Genomic DNA, 21236 nt, shown 5'->3' on the forward strand with positions numbered 1-21236 from the left:
CCCTAAAGTTGTCCCCTAAATAATTTGGCTTTCCCCCTAAATTATTTGGTTACCCCTTTAAGCATCAACTTAAAGACTTTTTCTATATCTCTATTAATTTTCTTTTTTTCTTACAAATACCATCACAAACATACTGCTTACTAGTAGCATCATTAATCCTATAATATTTGCATTATCTCCCGTTTTAGCTTTCGTTGTTTGTTTTGTATTTGATTTATTTATTGAAGCAGTTACCGTTGTTTTTAATTCTTTTTTATCTTTATAGATAATTGCATAATCACTAAACTTATCTGTTTCAAATGTAAGTTTATTTGTCTTTTCATCATAATTTGTTTCTAGTATATCTACTTTTCCATTATGACTTCTTGCGATATAGTATTCTCTTTTAGTTTTACTATCTTTATTGATTAGTTCTTCTGGAACTTTGATTGTTACTTTCATGACTTTTGAAAGTTCATGTATACTTTCATTTGTTCCATTAACTATTTTATTTAAAGTAATATTTAAGTATTTTCCTACTTTATATCCTTTTGTATTTGTTTCAATAAGTTCATTTGTTTGTGCTTCTTTTACTTCTAATACGATTTCTATTTTCTTACCTTCTGCTACTTCACTTAATTCATTTGCTGTTATTTCTTTGTTTTCAATAAGGATATCTATAATTTCATCTCTACTTATTTCTACATCTCCTGTTGTTTTAACAGTAAATGATCCTGTTCCTATCTTATCATTTTCTTTTGGTAAAATAACATAAGCATATTCAAAGGATCCTGTATGGTTATTTCCTTTAGCTTTGATTGTTAGAACATGTTTTCCTTCTTTCGTTGCTTGATTATCTAATACTTCATAATCTTCTTTATTTAATGCTTTTCCATTGACTAAAACTTGTTCTACTTCTTGTGTTTGTTTTTCTCCTGTATATTTTAAGACATTTCCTAATACAACTGTTCCTTTATCAATCGATAATGGATTAATTGTATATGTTCCATCTTTAAAAGTAATATCATAATTTGGATTTGATCCTTCTTTTTGACTTACTTTTATCTTATATGTTCCTACATCTTCTCCTTCTTCTCTTGTAAGAATAATTCCTGTTAATTTATCATTACCAATAAGTTTATCATTTACATATGTAAATTCAGAGTCTTCATCTCCATATGTCTTTGATGCATCATTTACAGTAACTGTAATCTTTTTAGCTTTAACAGTAAGATTTATTTCTTTAGATATTTTTTTATAATTCTTACTTTCTTTTTGACTTACTGTAATGATGACTTTACCTGCGCCTTTGATAACTACATTACCTTCACTATCTACTGTAGCTACTTTTTCATCGCTACTTGCATATTCAATAGCTGATTCATTATCTTTACTTTGAGCATGAATTGTAAATGCTTCATCACCATAAGTCTTTTCAACATCTTTTTGATCAACTGTTAATTCATGATTGATTTTATTAACAGTTAATGTTACTTCTTTACTATCACTATCATAGTTATGATCAACTCCTAATGTAACTTTTAATTTTGTTGTACCAGCATTATGAATTGTTACATTACCTTGATCATCTACTGTAGCTACATCCTCATTACTACTTGAATAAGATAATTTTCCATTTCCTTTATGAGATACTTCTAATTTAAATCCTTGATCACCATATTTTTTATCATTCACTTCTTTTACTTTTAATCCAGCATCTGCACCTTTTACTACAAATTCAGCTGTATTTGTATCAGTTAAATTATAGTTTTTGTCATCGATACTTGCTGTAACAGTATATTTACCTGCATGACTAGGAACTTCTGTTCCATTAACTTTTGTTCCATCATACCCTGTTCCTGTGTAAGTTAATGTTACTTCTGGATGATCACCACTTTCTACATCATTTAACTTAGCTGTAGCACCTGTAATTTTTTCACCATAAGTACCACCATTAGGTGTTATTGTTACAGTGATATCTTTTGGTCTAATTGTATAACTTGTTGTTACATTTTCAGGTAACTTATAATTTTGATTACTTACTTTTGTAGCTTTAGCTTCATAAGTACCTGCATTTTTTTGTTGATTTCCATCAACGGTAACTTCACATTTATCACCATCTGCTAAGTTATTAACTGTAGCTGTTGGTAATTGTTCTTTACCGTTGTAAGTTAATTCTTTATTCCAATTTAAATCAATTGTTCTAGGATTGATTTTATTTGTGATTTCTTGTACATCTGCATCTTTAAAGTTTTTATTTCCTTCTACTTTGTAGTAAACTGTATATTCTTTGGCAGCTTTCCCTGTTGGAATTGATGTTGACCAGTTTTTATTGTCTAAAGAATATTTTACTGTTCCTCCATTAGTAGATGCTGCATTTACTAATTCTTGTTCACTTCCATTATATGTTAGTGTTTTTGTTGTTGGTTTCGTAACAACTGGTGTTGCTTGGGTAATATTGAATTTTACTGTTGTATCAATAGTACCGTCTTCCCATCTATAATTTGTAGGATCTTTTAAAGTCAATTGAACATCATATTCATTTACATCAATACCACCATTATTTTCTTTAACTGTGTATAAACCATTTTCTGAAATATTTGCAGTTAATGTTTGTCCTGTATATACTTTGCTTTCTACTGTTGGTTTTTTTACTTTTTCCCAGTTAACTGTAATATTATTTAATGTTGTTTTATTTCCTGATTTATCTGTTACTTCGATTGTATATGTTCCTTTTTTGGGAACTAATGTATAACTACCATTAGTAGGTTCAACTGTTTGTCCATCTACTTTTACTGTATCTAAATTATTATCAGTTACTGTAAATGTTTGTGTTTTCGTATATGTTTGATTGTTTTCTACACCTGATACTTGTGGTGCAATAGTATCAATTACGATACCATCTGTTGAAACATATTTAATATTTCCTGCTTTATCTATTACCTTGGCATAAATAACATAATTACTATCTTCACTAAATGTAACAGATTCTCCTTCTTTCCAATCTACTGCTTGTAATTGTTTCTCTGTTAGTGATTTTTCACTACCTGATTTATCAACATAATAATAGTATTTATTAACTCCACTACCTTCATCTGTAGCTGTAATTTCTGCTTTTTGTGTTTCTTTAAAGAATAAACCGAATGTGATTTTATTTAAAATACTTTTCCATGTTTTATTGGATACCTTTATTTCTGTATCAGGTGCTGTTATATCAGCTACTCCTTCAACTGTAATATTTGTATTTTTTTGAATATTATTTATTGTATATTGATTATTGTTATCTAATTGAACTGTTTCGCCATTTACCTTAACAGCGAAATCTTCTGTTTTTGAATAGCCTTTATTCAAGGTAAATGTAAGAGTACTTGATTCATTATAATCAACAACTGTATTACTAACACTTAAAGTATATCCAACTTGACTAGCTGGAACTTTTACTTTGATTTCTTGTCCATTGGCTACATATACTTCTTTTTCAGGTGAAGCATAATAATTTTGACAATCCTTATATCTTACATAGTACTTACCGGTAGATAATCCTTCTACAGTATCTCCAGAAATACTATGCCATTCATTTTCACCATCTTTTCTATATTCCATTGATGAATCAACATTATTTAATTTACCATCTGTTCCACCTTTATATGTTGTTCCTGTGGCTGTTACAGATGTTGGTGCTTCTCTATGTGCTTTGACAATTTCGAATGTAACTGTATTTTGTGCAGGTAATTTATAATTTGAATCACTCAATTCAGTTGCAGTTGCAGTATATGTACCTACTTCAGTTTGTTCACCAGAAACAGTCACGTTACATTTGTCATCTCCAACTGTATTAGTAACAGTTGCTGTTGGAACATGTGGTTTACCATCATATGGAATTTTTAATGTATTTGTTCCATCTAGTTTCCATGATAAAGTTGCTGTTCTTTGGGTAATAGTAATAAATTTTTGAGGAGACGATCCAGACTTATAAAGATCCGATCCCGAATTATATATACTTAAATAATATTTTCCTACGTCTGGATATTCTTTATTGACTTTAATATTTGTATCACGATCATAATATTTATATGAATATTGACAATTATCTAACATACTTTCAGGGACAAGTTCTGGTTGTTCTCCATATTCCCATGTGTATTTAACAATGCTAGGTGGAGTAGGTTCTGCTTTTAATACAGTAAATTTAAGTGATTTTGTTGTTAAACGCAAATAATGATTTGTTTCAGAAACTACTCCTCTAATAAAATAAGTACCAGGTTTTAGACTATTTAACTCAGCTAATAGCTTATCTGAACTTATTGGTTTATATGTACTGTCGTCATCATCACATTTCTTGTATTCATAAGAAACAACTGCATTTGAATCTACATAATTTGGATCCATAAGATGACCATACCCATCATTGACTTTTACATATGGACCAAATTCTGATTGATATCCTTGATAAGTATATTCACAATTATCTTGTTCTTTCCAGTTCTTATCTTTGAAATATATTTTATTTGTATAATATTCTGCTTTCGTAATTGTGAATTCTCCAGAAACTGAAACTTGATTCATTGTTAGAGTTACTGAATAATCTCCTGGTTCTGTTGGTCTTTGTGATAATTGTTGTCCATTTTGATAATATGTTAATTTGTATGAATCTCCTGATATTGGAAAACTAGAGGTATTATTACCAGCGGCATTTTCAACCCAAGCATTGTCTCCTTTCTTATACCCTCCATCTTTTGTTTTTAATACTATTTTCGCTGTTGTAGTATCTGGATCCTGATAATCACATTCACTCTTTCTATCTTCTTCACTACAATAACCTTTTATTATTTTCCACTTTCATCGCTGTTATCAAGTACATAGTTCCATTTGTGAACATGTTTTGCTAAATATATATATTGACCTTCTTCGTCATATCTAAGATCAACTCTGTATAATTTGTCACTATTTCTTACAAAATTTATTTTATTCAAATCATCTCTACTTACTCCTCTTGGAGATATTCTGTGTTTCTTTCCATCGTTTATGTTATAATCAATATCAATTGTAATAGCATCTCCATTATATTCTGAAAGATCAATGGTACCATTACTACCAAGTTGAACATCTGTTCCACAATTTTCAAACGTGACATTTTTAAGTTTAAGTACTGCCTCTTTAAGTTCTGTCCCTTTATTGTAAATACCAATACGATTTGCTTTAATTGTGGCATCATTAACATTCAAAACTCCCTCTACAGAGTTAAGTCCAACTTCATCAGATACAATCGTTCCACCACTACCATTGATTGTCATTGTTCCTGAATTTTCAACAAATCCGCATAGACTGTAAACATCATTTCCACTATAAGTAAATGTATGACCATTCATATTAATAGTTACATCAGTATTTCTGTCAGTCCTAATAAAATCAAACCTTCCACTTTTATCAGGATTATTAATAACATCGCCTAATATATTTAAAGCTATCGTTCCTATTTTAGAGCTATTATATTGTACACGAACTTTTGTACCAGCATTTTCCCATGTAGAATATTTCTTAGTATAATACGTACCTCCAGGCAAATTATATGTTCCTGGTGTACTTGTATAATACGTACTTCCATCACTTGAAATATTAGTATCTGCCGCAAATACATTTACAGGTACTTGTGTAAAAATCATCATAAATGTAAGTACGCTTGCTATTATTTTCTTAATTTTTATCTTCATAACTTTCTTTTCCTCCCCTTATTAAAAATTATTATGTTTAAAACTTCTTATTTATTTGTTAATAAAAAACCTCCCTTGTCTATTCATATTTTACTATTTATGATACTTTATTTTTTCATTTGTCGCGAAATGTCGTTTTTAGGGTGTGAAATGCAAAAAGACCTCTTTCGAGATCTCCTAATAAATAATTTTTAATATTTTAAAAGAAGTCCACTAGGGACTTCTAAGTAGTCTATTTTCTCCATTGAGATGGAGCAAATAATAATAACATTGGGAATATTTCAAGTCGTCCTGCCAACATATCAAAAGATAAAACAAGTTTTGATACCAACAACAATGATAACATTTTTAATACGATTTGTGATAACACCGATATCTAAACAAAATCTTGATAAATCTCGATGTGTCCCTGTAATATATAAATGATTGCCTGGTTTAATAGCATAATTTCCATCTGGAATAATTACATCTTCATTATGACTTACAGCACATATTAAAATATTTGCTTTTGTAATTTTATGTAATTGATTTAATTCAACTCCATTTAAACGACTATGATCTTCCACAAAGAATTCAGCAAGCTCAACTTTTCCTCTTGAAAAAGTATCCACTTTAACAGCTGAAGGAAAAGATAAAACACGACAAATTTCACTTACTGCTTCAAGTTCAGGATTAACGATCATTGAAAAACCTAATTGATTTCTCATAAAATCACGTTGTGATGAATAATCAGGATTTCTAACACGGGCAATAGTGTGTCTTGTTCCCATTTTTTTAGCCATTAATCCTGCTAAAATATTTAATTCATCTGAAGTAGTTACACAAATAATAAGGTTAGCATCTTCTGCTCCTGCTTCCATTAATATATCATATGAACCGCCATTACCTACAACACCTATAACATCATATTGGTTTACAACTTCTTCTACTTTAGTTGCATTTTGATCGACAACAATAATATCATGATCTTCATTTGACATATGTTTAATAAGTGTTTTTCCGACTTTACCGGCTCCCAAAACAATGATTTTCATAAAAAATGAAACTCTTTAATACAGATAGATATTTTTACCCTTTTTCTTTAATTACTCAACCTATTTTACATTAACCAAACTAAATATCAATGAAAAAATTATTTTTATACAGTATAATAAAAAACTCCACTATATCGTGGAATTTTCATTATTTTTCAACTGCATTATTTACAATAATACGGCTTGCTTGCATACGAGATAAATCTCTTTTGAATCCTTCTAAATCAATTTTTTCTAATACTTGTTCTTTAGTCATTTGATTAGCTTGTCCAACCATATTTAATTGTTCATCTAAAACTTCTTCAGTAACAACAATATTTTCAACAGCAATAATTTCATCAATTAAAGCTTCTAATTTAGCTTGTTGAGTAGCAGATGGTTTCATTTGTTCTCTTAATTTTTCTTCATCCATACCTGTCATTTGTAAGTATTGATCTAATTGAATTCCTTGAGCCATCATTTGATTCGCCATATAAGACATTTGTCTATCTAATGCCTCATCAATTGCATCATCATCTAATTCAACTTCACTATCTGCCATGAAAGCATCAAAAATTATGTTTTCTTTTTGTGCTTCATATTGTTGATCATGTTGTTGTTGTAAACCTTCATTAATATAAGCTTTTAAATCTTCAACTGTTTTAATTTCAGGTACACCTAAACCTTCAACAAAATCATCATTTAATTCAGCTTCTTTTTTTACAGATAATTTTTTAACCGTTACTTTGAAAACAACATCTTGTCCAGCTAAATCTTCGGCTTGATAATTTTCTGGGAAAGTTAAGTTTAAATCTCTTGTTTCATTAACTTTCATACCAATCATTTGTTCTTCAAACCCTGGAATAAATGATCCTGAACCAATTTCTAAATCATAATCATTTCCTGTTCCACCTTCAAAAGCAACATCATCTTTTAAACCAACAAAATCGATTGTAGCGATATCACCGTTTTCAACAGTATCTCCATCTTTTTCTTCTGTTTGACTTGATTGAGCTAAAATCATTTGAATTTGTTGTTCAACTTCTTCATTAGATACAGGTACTTTTTCTACTTTAAATTCAATTCCTTTATAGTTACCTAATTTAATTACTTTACTCATTTATCTATTTCCTTTCATTATATGCCTGTTTATTCTATCATAAAGAAAACTTATTGTCTTTATTTAATCTTAATATCCTTAATATTATTTAAAGTAATTGTTGAATATCCTGACATATCTGTTTCGGTTGTAATATTTTCATGATTTAAATAATCTTCAACATTTAATTCAATAATACGATCATCATCTAAAACCAATTTACATCTTGACATACGATCTAATGAAAGTGGAACATTAACAATTTCATCATCTTCTTCAATTCCTAGATCTCTCATAATCGTTTCAACTTCTTCTTGTGCGTTATAATCATCACCCATGACCTTCTTCGCAATTTCCATTGGTTTTAATGGTAAATGTTCCATTACTAAATCAATCATTTCTTTTTTTACCATAGCTGTAGGATCACCTTCAAAAACATTATATTCACTATCGACTTTTTTAACGACTTTATTGACAATACTCATTTTTTGTTTATCTGTTAATTTAGGTTCACCTTTAATATATTGTTCATTAAGATAATAGCCTGGTTTTCCATCTATTTGAAATCTTTTTTCAATTAAAGAAACTGTGTTTTTATCAACATTGATAATAATTGCTTCTTCAACAGCTGAAGTTTTAGGTGGAAGACTTTGTCTATTAACAAATTTAATAAATCTTTTATCATCTACTTCTTCCACAATAGAAATAGGTGTCACTTTATAATTTAATTTCATGATGAGAATCATCTTTTCTCCATCTACTTTACATTCAACAAACATTAAATTACTATTAGGCATTTCTTCTACATATTTGCTGACAGCAAATAGATCTTGAGCAATCTTTTTAGATTCAACAATAAATTGTTCATCATCAATGATCATATTTCTAGCTGCTTGTAATAAATGATGTTCACTTCCTACAATGAGTTCTTTAATGGTTGTATTCGTTAAACATTTTTCTATTTTTTTATCATAATATTCAGTTGTTCCCTCTATTAAATCAATAAATTGATCAGAGTAAATAATTTGACTATGTTCCATATCGAGCATATGAATTAATATCTTATCTATAATTGTTGTATTCATCTTTATCACCGAATGTAGTATATCATAATTTTTTATTTTAATATATAATGGATGTGGTGAAGTCTATGAAAATTATAATTGCTGATGCAAAAAGTTTAAAAGAAAAGCATTTTCCTATTGAAAAACAAACACCATTGTTTTTTAATAAAGCAGAATCTTTAAGAAAACAATTAAAAGAATTAGATATTGATCAAATTCATGATTTGATGAAGATTTCTTTTAAACAATCTTCATTAATTTATGATTATTTTCATAATGAGGAAACTTTTGCAGCCATAAATTTATTTAATGGCGTTGTTTTTAAACAGCTTGATTTAAAGAATTATCAAAAAGAAGAATGGGATTATTTAGATAAGCATTTACTAATTAATTCTCCACTTTATGGAATTTTACGTTATAATGATGCTGTAAATTATCATCGTTTAGAAATGAAACATAAATTAAATGAAATAAATTTATATCAATATTGGTATAAAGAACTAAATGATTATTTAAAAAATGAAGATGTTATTCTTTCTTTAAGTACGAAAGAATATGAAAAAATGTTTGATCTTCCAATCATTCAACTTGATTTTGTGATAAGAAATGGGCATACTTTTAAACGAAATGCCGTGTATTTAAAGAAAGCAAGAGGAATGATACTCAATTATTTGATTGAACATCATATTGAAGATATTGAACAAATAAAAGAAATTGTGATCGATGATTATCATTTTAGTGAAGATGATTCAAATGATGATCATTGGGTTTTTATAAAAAATGAAAAAATGAAATACATCAAAAAATAGGAGGTTATTTATCATGTATAAAGTTGGTGTTTTAGGCGCAGGTACATGGGGGATGGCTGTCGCAAGAGTGTTATGCAATCGTCATCATTCAGTGATGGTTTGGTCGGCTTTACCTCAAGAAATTGAATATATTCAAAAAAACAGAACACATCCAAAATTACCTGAATTAGAAATTCCTGATGATATGGAATTTACAACAGATATTAAAGAAGTATGCAATAGCGAGTATTTAGTGGTTGCTGTTCCTTCCATTTTTATGAGAAGTACAATGGAAACAGCTAAAGATTATATTAAAGAGCAAATCTTAATCGATCTTGCTAAAGGGGTTGAAAAAGATAGTCTTTATACAATGTCTGAAATTATTCGAGATGTTTTAGGAAATCAAGCAAAAATCGTAGCTCTATCAGGTCCAACCCATGCTGAAGAAGTTGTAAGAGATATGCCTTCAACCATTGTTTCAGCTTGTGATGATTTAGAAGTTGCTGAAAAAGTACAAAATCTTTTCCAAGATACATGCATGCGTGTTTATACAAACATTGATGTCCGCGGGGTTGAATTATGTGGTGCTTTAAAAAATATCATTGCTTTAGCAGCTGGTATTTCCCATGGGTTAAATTATGGTGATAACACTCGTGCTGCCCTTATTACGCGTGGTCTTTCTGAAATGACACGTTTAGGAACAACAATGGGATGCCTTGAACAAACATTCCATGGTCTTGCCGGAATTGGTGATTTGATTGTCACAGCAACAAGCGTGCATAGTCGTAACTTTAAATGTGGAACATTAATTGGACAAGGTTACAATGTTGATGACGCTACAAAAGAAGTTGGTATGGTCGTTGAAGGTTTAAACGCTTTACCTGCTGCAATGCAACTTGCTAAAAGATATGATGTAGAAATGCCAATTACTGCCATGGTCGATGCTATTGTTAAAGGTAAAGTTAGTCCAAATGAAGCAGTCAAGGCATTAATGAATCGTGATCGAAAAACAGAGCTAACAAAGTCTGTTGCAGATATTAATTTTGAAAATAGTATTATTAAAAGTAAAAGAGGGTTAGGTATGAAAAGAGTTATTACTTATGGTACATTTGATTTATTACATTACGGACATATTAATTTATTAAAACGTGCGAAAGCTTTAGGTGATTATTTAATTGTTGCTGTTTCAACTGATGAATTTACACGTTTGAAAAAAGATAAAAAATGTTATTTCTCTTATGAACAAAGAAAAGGTCTACTAGAATCTGTACGTTTTGTAGATTTAGTTATTCCTGAAGAAAATTGGGATCAAAAAATCAAAGATATTAAAGAATATCATATTGATACTTTTGTTATTGGAGATGATTGGAAAGGTAAATTTGATTATCTAAAAGATGAGGGTGTAGAAGTTATATATTTACCAAGAACTCCTGAAATTTCTACAACTCAAATTAAAGAAGATTTACATCATACAGAAGAAAAATAAAGGCTATAGCAATCGCTATAGCTTCTTTTTTATAAAGGATTGTTATGAAAAAATCATAACAATCCTTTTTGATTTAAATAGTTTTCTAAAAATTCAAAGAATCTTTCCATTTGTTGGTCAGTTCCAATCGTAACTCTTAAATACTGATTAATCAATGGTTTATTCCAATGACGCACAATAATGCCTTCTTTTCTAAGTGCTAAAAATAATTCTTCCCCATCAATCTTTGGATGTTTTACAAATACAAAGTTAGCATAACTATCTGGAACCACAAATCCTAATTCTTTTAGTTTCGTTTTTGTATATTCTCTTGTTTTAATTACTTTTTGACATTTTTCTTTCATATCTTGACTATTTAAAACAGAAACAATTCCAATTTGTTGAGTTATATAATCAATAGGATACGAGTTAAAAGAATTTTTCACATCATATAGATGAGAAATAGCTTCTTTATTTCCTAAAGCTACTCCTAATCTAGCTCCAGCAAAAGATCTTGATTTAGAAAACGTTTGAATAACCACTAAATTTTCATATTGATGAATAAGTGGGACACATGATTGTCCTCCAAAATCAATATAAGCTTCATCTACAACAACGATACTTTCTGGATTACTTTTTAAAACTTCTTCAATGAAATCTAATGAAACGAGTAATCCTGTTGGTGCATTTGGATTAGGAAAAATAATTCCTGAATTTGGTTGTTTAAAATCTTCAACATGCATTTTAAAATCTTGATCCAAAATAATTTCTTTATAATTCATTTGGTAAAGATCACAATAAACTGGATAAAATGAATAAGAAATATTTGGAAATAATACTGGATTACTTCCATTAAAAAATGTTAAAAATGTAAGTGCTAAAACTTCATCTGAACCATTTCCTAAAAAAACTTGTTCATCTTTTAAACCATGATACTTAGCTAAAGCATGTCTTAATTCTTCTCCATCACTATTTGGATAAAGTTTTAATTTTTCAATATCGATTTCTTTTAAAATATCTTTTATTTGTTTACATGGACCATATGGATTTTCATTCGTATTTAATTTAATCATATTGTTGATTTTTGGTTGTTCACCTGCTACATATGGTTCTACTTGTCTTAATTTATCTTGCCAACTCATTGTTATTCCCCTTCTAACATATCGTTGATGACTTCATAAACATAATCAACTTGTTTTTCTGTCTTTTCTTTTATTTGTTTTTCTACACGATTAAAAGTATAAGCATGATCAGCTTTTTCAAACATATCTAAATCATTATAAGAATCTCCTATACAATAAGAAATCACTTCTTGATCCAATAATGAACAAAGCTTTTTAAGTCCACTTCCTTTAGTACAATCTACTGTAATATCTAAATAAACAACATTGAGTGTTGCATGAATACCTACATATTTTTGGTGGATTTGTTTTTGAATTTCAAGTATTTCATCTAATTTTTCTTGTGGATGAAAAGCACATACAATATCAATATCATCTTGAGTATGATCTAATATTTCTAAAAAATCACCTGCTATTTCTTGATAACCATTTTCTGTTAAAATACATGTTTTTTGATTTATATATCCATATGTTTGTTGACCATCAAAAAATGTATAATTTAGATAAGGATATTTTTGATAGCTTTCTTTAAGTATTTCTTTAGCAATTTCATTTTTTATTTGTTTTCGATAAAGAACTTGATCATTTTGATCAACAATCATTGCTCCATTATTTAAAACAAGATAATCATATTCAAAATGTGGTGTGACAAGTTTTGTTTCTTGAATATTTCTTCCTGTACAAAATGAAAAATAATGACCTTGTGTTCTTAATTTTTTTACAGCTTCTTGATCTTTATAAGTAATGGGTAAATTGCCCTTAGCAATTGTTCCATCAATATCACTAAATAATATTTTTTTCATATCTTCTCCTTAAGCTAAGTCTAAAAATAATTGATATAAACGATCCTGATTTTCATTTTTTTCAATTAAAGCTTCTTCAATATTTTTAGATATAATTTGATTATCTTTCATACAGATACATAAACCACTTTTTCTTTTTTCTAATAAACAAATGGCTTCTTCTGCCATTTTAGATGCTAAAATACGATCTTCAGGAACAGGTGATCCACCTCTTTGAATATGTCCCAAAACAATTGATCTTCCTGAATATCCAGTTTCTTCGCTAATACGATTAGCTAGTTTTTCAACATCTAATATTTTTTCACTTACAATAATTATCGCATGTTTTTTATGATACTCTTCTTCACATATTTTAAGTTCTTCAATAATTTTATTTTCATCATACTCTGTTTTATCTGTAATAACAATTTCACTACCACATGCAATTGCAGAATAAATAGCAAGATTATCTGCATGATTTCCCATAACTTCAACAACAAAGCAGCGATGATGTGAACTAGACGTATCTCTTAATTTATTAACAGCATCGATAATGTTATAAAGTGCCGTATGAAAGCCTATTGTTTCATCTGTTCCATTAATATCATTATCAATTGTTCCAGGAATAGCAATACAATCAATTCCTTTTTGACTAAGTGCTAAAGCTCCTTTATAACTTCCATCTCCCCCAATAACAACAAGTCCATCTATCCCTCTTTGTTTAAGCTGATGAATTGCTTGTTCTTGAACTTTATCTTCCTTAAATGAAGGTAATCTTGAAGATTCTAAAATAGTTCCCCCTTTAGATAATATTTCAGAAACATCACTATACCCTAATTTTTTGATATTCCCTGCTACTAATCCTTTATATCCTTCATAAACACCATAAACCTCAAAACCTCTTTTTATTCCTACACGAACAATAGCACGAATAGCCCCATTCATTCCTGGTGCATCTCCTCCTGAGGTTAAAACTGCAATTTTTCTCATCGATTCACCTACTTTTCCCCTATAATTATCCCTATTATACTTGTTTTACATAAAAAGAAAAAGCCAATTTCTTGGCTTTATATAAATTTTTCTAAATTTAAATTTGAATCATAAGAAAATTTTAAACGATATGTATCTTTATAATTAAATATTCTTATTGAAGATTGATCGTTTCCTTTTGATTGTGTCATTCCTTTTCCATAATGAGAAAGTGTTTCTTTTGAAATTTCAGCTTCATTATTTTTTAAATCATTTAATGTTTTTTGAATTAATTCTTGATTATCTTTTTCATTAAATAGTGTAATGATTTGATTTATTTTTGTAAATTGTTGATTTAATTGTTGATAGCCATCATCTAATTGTTGAATATCATTTAAATGATATTCAAACTGTAATTGGCTTTCTTTTGATAAATCATAATCATAAGAAATACTCATTGTATTTTGTTTATCTAAAGAAATATCATATTGAACAGATACATAAAGATTATTATTATCTGTTATTTGAAACAAATATTCTGAATCCATATTTTTTGTTCCAACTATTTTTTCTAAAGACGATTCCATGTTATTAATCTTATTGACATATTTTTTACTATTTTTAACATTTTTTGAAAATTCTTTTAAGGAATCATATTGATATACAACTGTTTCTTGATTTGATTTTGTATATGTTTTTAATGTTGCTGTTTGATTGATTCCACTATCAGATAATGCATTAAATGCAAAGAAATAAGAAATTCCCATAGGTAAGAAAACAAGTGCAATAATCAAAATTGGATAAATGAATGCGTATTTTCTTTTAGGAGTACGTTTCATTGGTTGATAGCCAGATTGAGGTGTTCCACAATAAGGACATACTTTTGCATTACTTGGTATATTTTTATGGCATTTTGGACATTTTTTCATATTTTATCAATCCTTTCTTTTAATCTTGGTATATTTGGTTTAGCCAAGATGAAAGTTTATCAATATAATCCTGTTTCTTTTCTTTTTGTTTTTTGCTTGGTAATGAATAATAATCTTCATCTAAAAAAGTATATTGATCTACAAATTTCCCATTGATCACTAATTTTAAAGTAGGTGTCCATGAAAAATCAAGTTTTTTTCTCATTTGGTTATATCGAGATTTTTCTTTTTTTGTTGCTTCTTGACTATTCGCTTGATCTCGATATTCTTTAATATTGAAATAATAAAGATAAACTCCTTTATTTTTCTTTAAATATTTTTTTAAATAAGGTTCAAATTCTTGACAATCTTTACAATCAGGTCTTCCAATATATAAAACAAAATCTTCTTTTTGATTTATTTTCTTTAAAACATCATCATAATTGATTTCTATGATTTGATTTTTTGATAAATCTTTCTGTATAGTATGAGTGGATGTAGTATGACTACACCCACTTAATATACCTATTAAAAATGAAATCAATATGAACTTATTGATTATTTTAATAAAGATTCTCCATCCATTTCTTCAGGAATTGGTAAACCTAATAATTGTAACATTGTTGGAGCTAAATCTCCTAATTTTCCGCCTTCTTTTAATCCTACATGAGAATTAGTAACAATTAAAGGTACAACATTTGTTGTATGAGCAGTGAATGGATTTCCATCTGCATCTAATTCTTCTTCAGCATTACCATGGTCAGCAGTAATTAACATAGTTCCACCTAATTCAAGAACTTTTTCATATACTTCACCGATACATTCATCAACAACGCTAACAGCTTTGATTGCTGCAGGAATAACACCAGTATGTCCTACCATGTCACAGTTTGCAAAGTTAACAATTACAACATCATGAATATCTTTATCTAATTCAGCAATTAATTTATCTTTTACTTCATAAGCTGACATTTCAGGTTGTAAATCATAAGTAGCAACTTTTGGTGAATTAACTAATACACGAGTAGCTCCTTCGATTTCTTTATCAACTCCACCGTCAAAGAAGAAAGTTACGTGAGCATATTTTTCAGTTTCAGCAATACGTAATTGTTTTAAACCTTGAGCTGATAAGTAATCACCTAATGTATTTGTAAGTTCAGGTGAAACGAATGCGATTTCTCCATTAACACTATCAGCATATTTCATCATACATACGAATTCTAAATCTTTAACTTGTTTTTCAGGTACATATCCTTCATAGAATGTAGGATTTGTGATTACTGTAGCTAATTGGATTGCTCTATCTGGTCTGAAGTTAGCGAAGATTACTGAATCTCCATCATCAATTGTTCCTTCAACGTTTTTGTTGTAACCAGGGATAACGAATTCATCTAAAACATCTTTAGCATAAGAATCTTTTACATATTGAACTGGACATTCGAAAGATTCACCTTCTTGACATACGATTGCATCGTAAGCTAATTTAACACGATCAAATCTTTTATCTCTGTCCATTGCATAGTATCTACCAGAAATTGATGCAATTTGTCCAACACCGATTTCTTCAATTTTTTCTTGTAATTCTTTTACGAAATCAACACCACTATCAGGAGCAACATCTCTTCCGTCTAAGAAAGCATGTACATATACTTTATCTAAACCTTGTTGTTTAGCTAATTCTAATAAACCATAGATATGTTCATTTGATGAGTGAACACCACCATTTGATAATAATCCCCAAATATGTAATTTAGAACCATTATCTTTAGCATGTTGAATTGCTTTTAAGAATTTTTCATTTTCAAAGAAAGTTTTTTCATTTAAAGCTTTATTAATTAAAGTTAATGATTGATAAACAGTTCTTCCTGCTCCAATATTTAAATGCCCAACTTCACTATTTCCCATTTGTCCATCAGGTAAACCAACTGGCATACCACTAGCTGAAATAGTTGTGTTTGGATACATAGCCATTAAATCATCTAAGTTAGGTGTATTAGCAAGTCTTACAGCATTACCATTAATGCTTTCAGAAATACCATAACCATCCATAATACATAATACGATAGGTCTTTTTTTCATTTTTTTGTTTCCTCCATTAATACGTTATACATATTATCATTTTTGTTATCGTGTTTCAATTCATTTAGCTATATAAAATCAGTATTTTTTATTTCATTTCTTTTTAGTTTTTTGTGGTGTAGCAAGCAATGAAACACCGCAAAAAGTAATGAATAAAGGCCAGTATTCTTGAATATAATAAACAATAATTGAAACAATACCTTTGAATTCATTTGTTCGATCTAACGTTAAGATGATTCCCAAAACAATCAAAACAATACCACAATTTTTTTTAATATTCATTTTATTCACCTAGTTTTATTTTATCTTGGATAAAATAAAAAAGATGTCCAAAAAAATCATACGATTTCTTTAAATATCTTTTTTGCATAATCTAGTAATTGAATGATATTGACTTCTTCTTGTCCTTTTTGTGAAAAAACATAAACTTTATCGTCCTCAAAAAAATCAAAACGATTTGAATGGATAATACTATTAATATCTTTTCTTCTTTCTTGATTTAAAGTAATAAATTGATTTTCACACATTTTTCTTAGAATAATACACAAAGAAGCAAGTGATAATTCTAATTGACACTTTGTTTTTAAAAGATCCCTTTCAATTATATAATTAGCTATCTCTTGATTATTTTTTAATCTATTTAATTGATTTAAAATCATTTCTACTTTAACAACCTCTATATTTAATTGTTCTAAATAACAACTTAACTTTATTTGCCTTTTATTCATTCTTAAGCTCCTTATAAATTGATAACAGTTGTTTAGCATATAAAACAAGTGATAATAACATCAACATAATACAAACAAAAATTGAAATAGTTGCAAAAATAGAATTTGGAATATGTATTCCAATTAATACGATTGCGACAACATCAAAGATAGCAGTAGAAATTTTCCCCCACCATGAGGCTCCTTGGACCTTTGCTCCTTTTTCATATAAATAAAGTCCCCCTAAAGCCAGCATTCCATCTTTTAAAACAATGATAAGAAGTAATAACCACATCCATGAATACGTATAAACTAAAACAAACGCAACCGTAAATTGTGTCAATTTATCAGCGATTGGATCTATAACTTTCCCAAAATCAGTAATCATCTGGTAATGTCTTGCAATGTAGCCATCTAAAAAATCAGATAGACCTGAAATAATTAAAATAGTAGCACATATATAATAATCTTCTTTACTTCCAGCTAAAAAATAGCGATGTAAAAAAATAGGAATAAGTATTATTCTTAAATAGCATAAACAATTAGGTATATTAAATAATTCTTTAAGTCTTATTTTTTTCATAATTTTCACCTTCTATATTAGTAATATAATCTTACAGTTTAATGATAAAAATTTCAACCTAAACAAAAAAAGGGAGATTTCTCCCTCATTAATTTTAATATTCTTTTTCTAATAAAGCTGCAGCTGCTTTATCAATAATTACAGTTACATCTTTATGATTTTGTAATACACTAGCTGGTAATTCTGGAGTTACAGGTCCTTCAATCATTCCTTTAACAGCATTTTCTTTATTTTTACCACAAGCAATTAAAACAACACTTTTAGCATCCATAATATTTTGAATTCCCATAGAGATTGCTTGTTTTGGAACAGCATCTTCATCTCCATTAAAGAATAATCTTGCATTGTCTTTAATAGTACTTTCTTTTAAATCAACATAATGTGTTTTTGAATTAAAATCAGTTCCTGGTTCATTGAATCCAATATGTCCATTTGAACCAATTCCTAATAATTGAATATCAATTGGATTTTCAGCTAACATTTTATTATATTCATCACAGTTTTCTTGAATATTTCCTTGTCCACATGGAACATGAACATTTTCATCTTTAATATCAATTCCATTGAATAAGTTTTTATACATAAAATAATGATAACTTTGTGGATGACTTGCATCTAATCCAAAATATTCATCTAAGTTATATGATTTAACATCTTTATATGATGTATGATTTTTTTCATGATCTTCTCTTAATAATTCATACATTCTAACAGGTGTAGATCCTGTAGCTAATCCTAAAATACTATTTGGTTTTTCCTTTACTTGATTAATAAAAATTTTTGCTGCTTCTTGGCTTGCTTCTTCATAATTTTCAACAATAATAACTTTCATTGCAAACTCCTCCTCGATAACATCTTATCATGTCTAGACAAACAATTCAATAAATACTTGTTTTTTTTCTTAAAAAGTCCTTTCGTACAATGAAAATATCTTTATTTTTCAATAAAAATAGGTTAGAATTGGAATGTAAATATGGAGGTGTTTAATACTATGATTAAAGGTATTGGGGCTTCTAGTGGTATTGCAATTGCTAAAGCATACAAACTAGTTATGCCTGATTTAACTGTAACACAAAACACTGTAGAAGATGTTGCAGCTGAAATCAAAAAATTTGAAGATTGTATGGCTGAAACAGCTAAACAATTAGAAGCAATTAAAGAAGCTGCTTCTAAAAACTTATCAGCTGAAGAAGCTGCTGTATTTGATGCTCATGCATTAGTACTTCAAGATCCTGAATTAAAAACACAAGTTTTAGACAAAATCAATAATGAAAAATTATGTGCTGAAGCTGCATTAGATGCAGTTGCAAATAGTTTCATTGCAATGTTTGAAATGATGGATGATGATTATTTTAGAGAAAGAGCTGCTGATATTAAAGACGTTTCTCGTCGTTTATTAGCTAACTTACTTGGTAAACCATTACCAAACCCTGCTTTAATTGATGAAGAAGTTGTTATTATCGCTGATGATTTAACTCCTTCTGATACAGCACAATTAAATAAAAACTTAGTTAGAGGATTTGCTACTAATATTGGTGGTAGAACTTCTCACTCAGCTATCATGGCTCGTTCTTTAGAAATTCCTGCAGTTGTTGCTTGTAAAACAATTACAGAAGAAGTTAAAGATGGAGATTTAATTGTTCTTGATGGTATTGAAGGAACAGTTATGATCAATCCTGATGAAACAACTGTTAAAGAATATGAAACTAAACGTGCTGAATTCATCGCTTATAAAGAAGAATTAAAGAAATTAGTTAATGAAAAAACAATTACTACTGATGGACATCAAGTTGAATTAGTTGCTAACATTGGTTCAGCAAAAGATTTAGCAGGTGTTAAAGAAAATGGTGGTGAAGGTGTTGGATTATTCAGAACTGAATTCTTATATATGGAATCTGCTGAATTACCAACTGAAGAACAACAATTTGAAGTTTATAAAGAAGTATTAGAAGGTATGGAAGGTAAACCTGTTGTTGTTAGAACATTAGATATCGGTGGAGATAAAGAAATCGAAGCTATCGATTTACCAAAAGAAATGAATCCATTCTTAGGTGTTCGTGCAATCCGTTTATGTTTCCAAAGAGAAGATATCTTTAGAACTCAATTAAGAGCATTACTTAGAGCATCAGTTTATGGTGATTTAAGAATCATGTTCCCTATGATTGCTACTTTACAAGAATTCCGTAAAGCTAAAGGAATCTTAATGGAAGAAAAAGAAAAATTAGTTGCTGAAGGTGTTAAAGTAAGTGATACATTACAAGTTGGTATCATGATTGAAATTCCTGCAGCTGCTGTATTAGCTCATAAATTTGCTAAAGAAGTTGATTTCTTCTCAGTAGGAACAAATGACTTAGTACAATATACATTTGCAGCAGACAGAATGTCTTCTGGTGTAAGTTATTTATATCAACCATTCAACCCATCAATCTTAAACTTATTAAAACATGTCATCGATTCAGCACATGCTGAAGGTAAATGGGCTGGTATGTGTGGAGAAATGGCTGGTGAAGCTATTGCAGCTCCATTATTACTTGGTTTAGGATTAGATGAATTCTCTATGTCAGCTACTTCAATCTTAGCTCAAAGAAAATTAATTAAGAGCGTATCAAAAGCTGATATGGAAGCTTTAGTAGAAAAAGCATTAGATTGTGCTACTTCTGAAGAAGTTGTTGAATTAGTTAAATCTACAGTAAAAATGTAATAATAAAGACCTCGAAAAGAGGTCTTTTTTTTACTAATTTCCAATAATAATTCATACAAAAAGTCAAGATATTCAAATAATTTCAGAAAGTTTATAAACATCAAATAATAGCAACTCAAAATTATCTTTATTTTATATGATGCAATAAAGCATATCGGAAAAAAAAGTCATACCACAATGGTATGACCTGTCAAGGATCATGTAAAAACATAAAAAAAAAGAAGGAACTGGCAACGAGCTATTTTCGCACAATGTACTATCTTCGCC

At 28.8% G+C, this 21236-nt stretch carries 18 protein-coding genes and 1 pseudogene; 4 read left to right on the plus strand and 15 right to left on the minus strand.

The window, feature by feature from the left end; translation table 11 throughout:
- Window positions 1–93 precede the first annotated feature (93 nt).
- The 5 genes from HUU89_RS12660 to HUU89_RS12680 form a co-directional block, all read right to left on the minus strand.
- Window positions 94–4545: an MBG domain-containing protein gene (locus HUU89_RS12660; RefSeq protein WP_175301945.1), complete on the minus strand. Its 4452-nt coding sequence runs from the start codon at window positions 4543–4545 to the stop codon at window positions 94–96.
- 260 nt (window positions 4546–4805) lie between these two features.
- Window positions 4806–5690 carry a hypothetical protein gene (locus HUU89_RS12665; RefSeq protein WP_175301946.1) on the minus strand — a complete coding sequence of 295 codons (885 nt, stop codon included), beginning with the start codon at window positions 5688–5690 and terminating at the stop codon, window positions 4806–4808.
- Window positions 5691–5992: 302 nt separating this feature from the next.
- Window positions 5993–6724 carry an NAD-binding protein gene (locus tag HUU89_RS12670; RefSeq protein WP_254697782.1) on the minus strand — a complete coding sequence of 244 codons (732 nt, stop codon included), beginning with the start codon at window positions 6722–6724 and terminating at the stop codon, window positions 5993–5995.
- 148 nt (window positions 6725–6872) lie between these two features.
- Entirely contained in the window at window positions 6873–7823 is a 951-nt protein-coding gene (tig, locus tag HUU89_RS12675; protein WP_175301947.1) for a trigger factor, read from the minus strand.
- Window positions 7824–7882: 59 nt separating this feature from the next.
- A complete protein-coding gene (locus HUU89_RS12680; RefSeq protein WP_175301948.1) occupies window positions 7883–8887 on the minus strand; it encodes a nucleoid-associated protein in 1005 nt (334 codons plus the stop codon).
- Between the two features lie 65 nt (window positions 8888–8952).
- Here HUU89_RS12680 and HUU89_RS12685 point away from each other — a divergent pair, with 65 nt between their 5' ends.
- From HUU89_RS12685 to tagD, 3 genes and pseudogenes are all read left to right on the plus strand, one after another.
- On the plus strand, window positions 8953–9675 hold the full coding sequence (locus tag HUU89_RS12685; RefSeq protein WP_032091743.1) for a YaaA family protein: 723 nt from the start codon (window positions 8953–8955) through the stop codon (window positions 9673–9675).
- 13 nt (window positions 9676–9688) lie between these two features.
- Window positions 9689–10660, plus strand: a pseudogene (locus HUU89_RS15155) (NAD(P)H-dependent glycerol-3-phosphate dehydrogenase); the annotation flags it as partial.
- Between the two features lie 75 nt (window positions 10661–10735).
- Window positions 10736–11140, plus strand: coding sequence for a glycerol-3-phosphate cytidylyltransferase (tagD, locus tag HUU89_RS15160; RefSeq protein WP_032091818.1), 405 nt, complete (start codon window positions 10736–10738; stop codon window positions 11138–11140).
- A 53-nt stretch (window positions 11141–11193) separates the two neighbouring features.
- On the opposite strand, the gene hisC is transcribed toward tagD, so the two are convergent.
- The 10 genes from hisC to nagB form a co-directional block, all read right to left on the minus strand.
- Window positions 11194–12261 (minus strand): histidinol-phosphate transaminase, encoded by a 1068-nt coding sequence (gene hisC, locus HUU89_RS12695; RefSeq protein ID WP_175301949.1) that lies wholly within the window; start codon window positions 12259–12261, stop codon window positions 11194–11196.
- 2 nt (window positions 12262–12263) lie between these two features.
- Entirely contained in the window at window positions 12264–13043 is a 780-nt protein-coding gene (locus tag HUU89_RS12700; protein WP_175301950.1) for an HAD-IIB family hydrolase, read from the minus strand.
- Window positions 13044–13052: 9 nt separating this feature from the next.
- Window positions 13053–14012, minus strand: a complete 960-nt coding sequence (gene pfkA, locus HUU89_RS12705; RefSeq protein WP_119362852.1) for a 6-phosphofructokinase — start codon at window positions 14010–14012, stop codon at window positions 13053–13055.
- A 77-nt stretch (window positions 14013–14089) separates the two neighbouring features.
- Window positions 14090–14920 carry a zinc ribbon domain-containing protein gene (locus tag HUU89_RS12710; RefSeq protein ID WP_175301951.1) on the minus strand — a complete coding sequence of 277 codons (831 nt, stop codon included), beginning with the start codon at window positions 14918–14920 and terminating at the stop codon, window positions 14090–14092.
- Window positions 14921–14939: 19 nt separating this feature from the next.
- Window positions 14940–15443 (minus strand): bacteriocin, encoded by a 504-nt coding sequence (locus HUU89_RS12715; RefSeq protein WP_217498493.1) that lies wholly within the window; start codon window positions 15441–15443, stop codon window positions 14940–14942.
- A gap of 14 nt (window positions 15444–15457) precedes the next feature.
- On the minus strand, window positions 15458–16978 hold the full coding sequence (gene gpmI / locus HUU89_RS12720; protein ID WP_032091749.1) for a 2,3-bisphosphoglycerate-independent phosphoglycerate mutase: 1521 nt from the start codon (window positions 16976–16978) through the stop codon (window positions 15458–15460).
- Window positions 16979–17071: 93 nt separating this feature from the next.
- Window positions 17072–17260, minus strand: coding sequence for a hypothetical protein (locus HUU89_RS12725; protein ID WP_022001335.1), 189 nt, complete (start codon window positions 17258–17260; stop codon window positions 17072–17074).
- A gap of 56 nt (window positions 17261–17316) precedes the next feature.
- Window positions 17317–17706: a hypothetical protein gene (locus tag HUU89_RS12730; protein WP_032091750.1), complete on the minus strand. Its 390-nt coding sequence runs from the start codon at window positions 17704–17706 to the stop codon at window positions 17317–17319.
- Entirely contained in the window at window positions 17699–18268 is a 570-nt protein-coding gene (locus HUU89_RS12735; protein ID WP_032091751.1) for a CDP-alcohol phosphatidyltransferase family protein, read from the minus strand. The genes HUU89_RS12730 and HUU89_RS12735 overlap by 8 nt, the downstream gene beginning before the upstream one ends.
- A gap of 94 nt (window positions 18269–18362) precedes the next feature.
- Window positions 18363–19100, minus strand: a complete 738-nt coding sequence (gene nagB / locus HUU89_RS12740; RefSeq protein ID WP_032091752.1) for a glucosamine-6-phosphate deaminase — start codon at window positions 19098–19100, stop codon at window positions 18363–18365.
- 159 nt (window positions 19101–19259) lie between these two features.
- On the opposite strand from nagB, the gene ptsP reads away from it, so the two are divergent.
- Window positions 19260–20969 (plus strand): phosphoenolpyruvate--protein phosphotransferase, encoded by a 1710-nt coding sequence (gene ptsP, locus HUU89_RS12745; protein ID WP_032091753.1) that lies wholly within the window; start codon window positions 19260–19262, stop codon window positions 20967–20969.
- The last annotated feature ends 267 nt before the right edge of the window (window positions 20970–21236 follow it).

Source organism: Faecalibacillus sp. H12 (assembly GCF_013361255.1).
Classification (GTDB): domain Bacteria; phylum Bacillota_I; class Bacilli_A; order Erysipelotrichales; family Coprobacillaceae; genus Faecalibacillus; species Faecalibacillus intestinalis.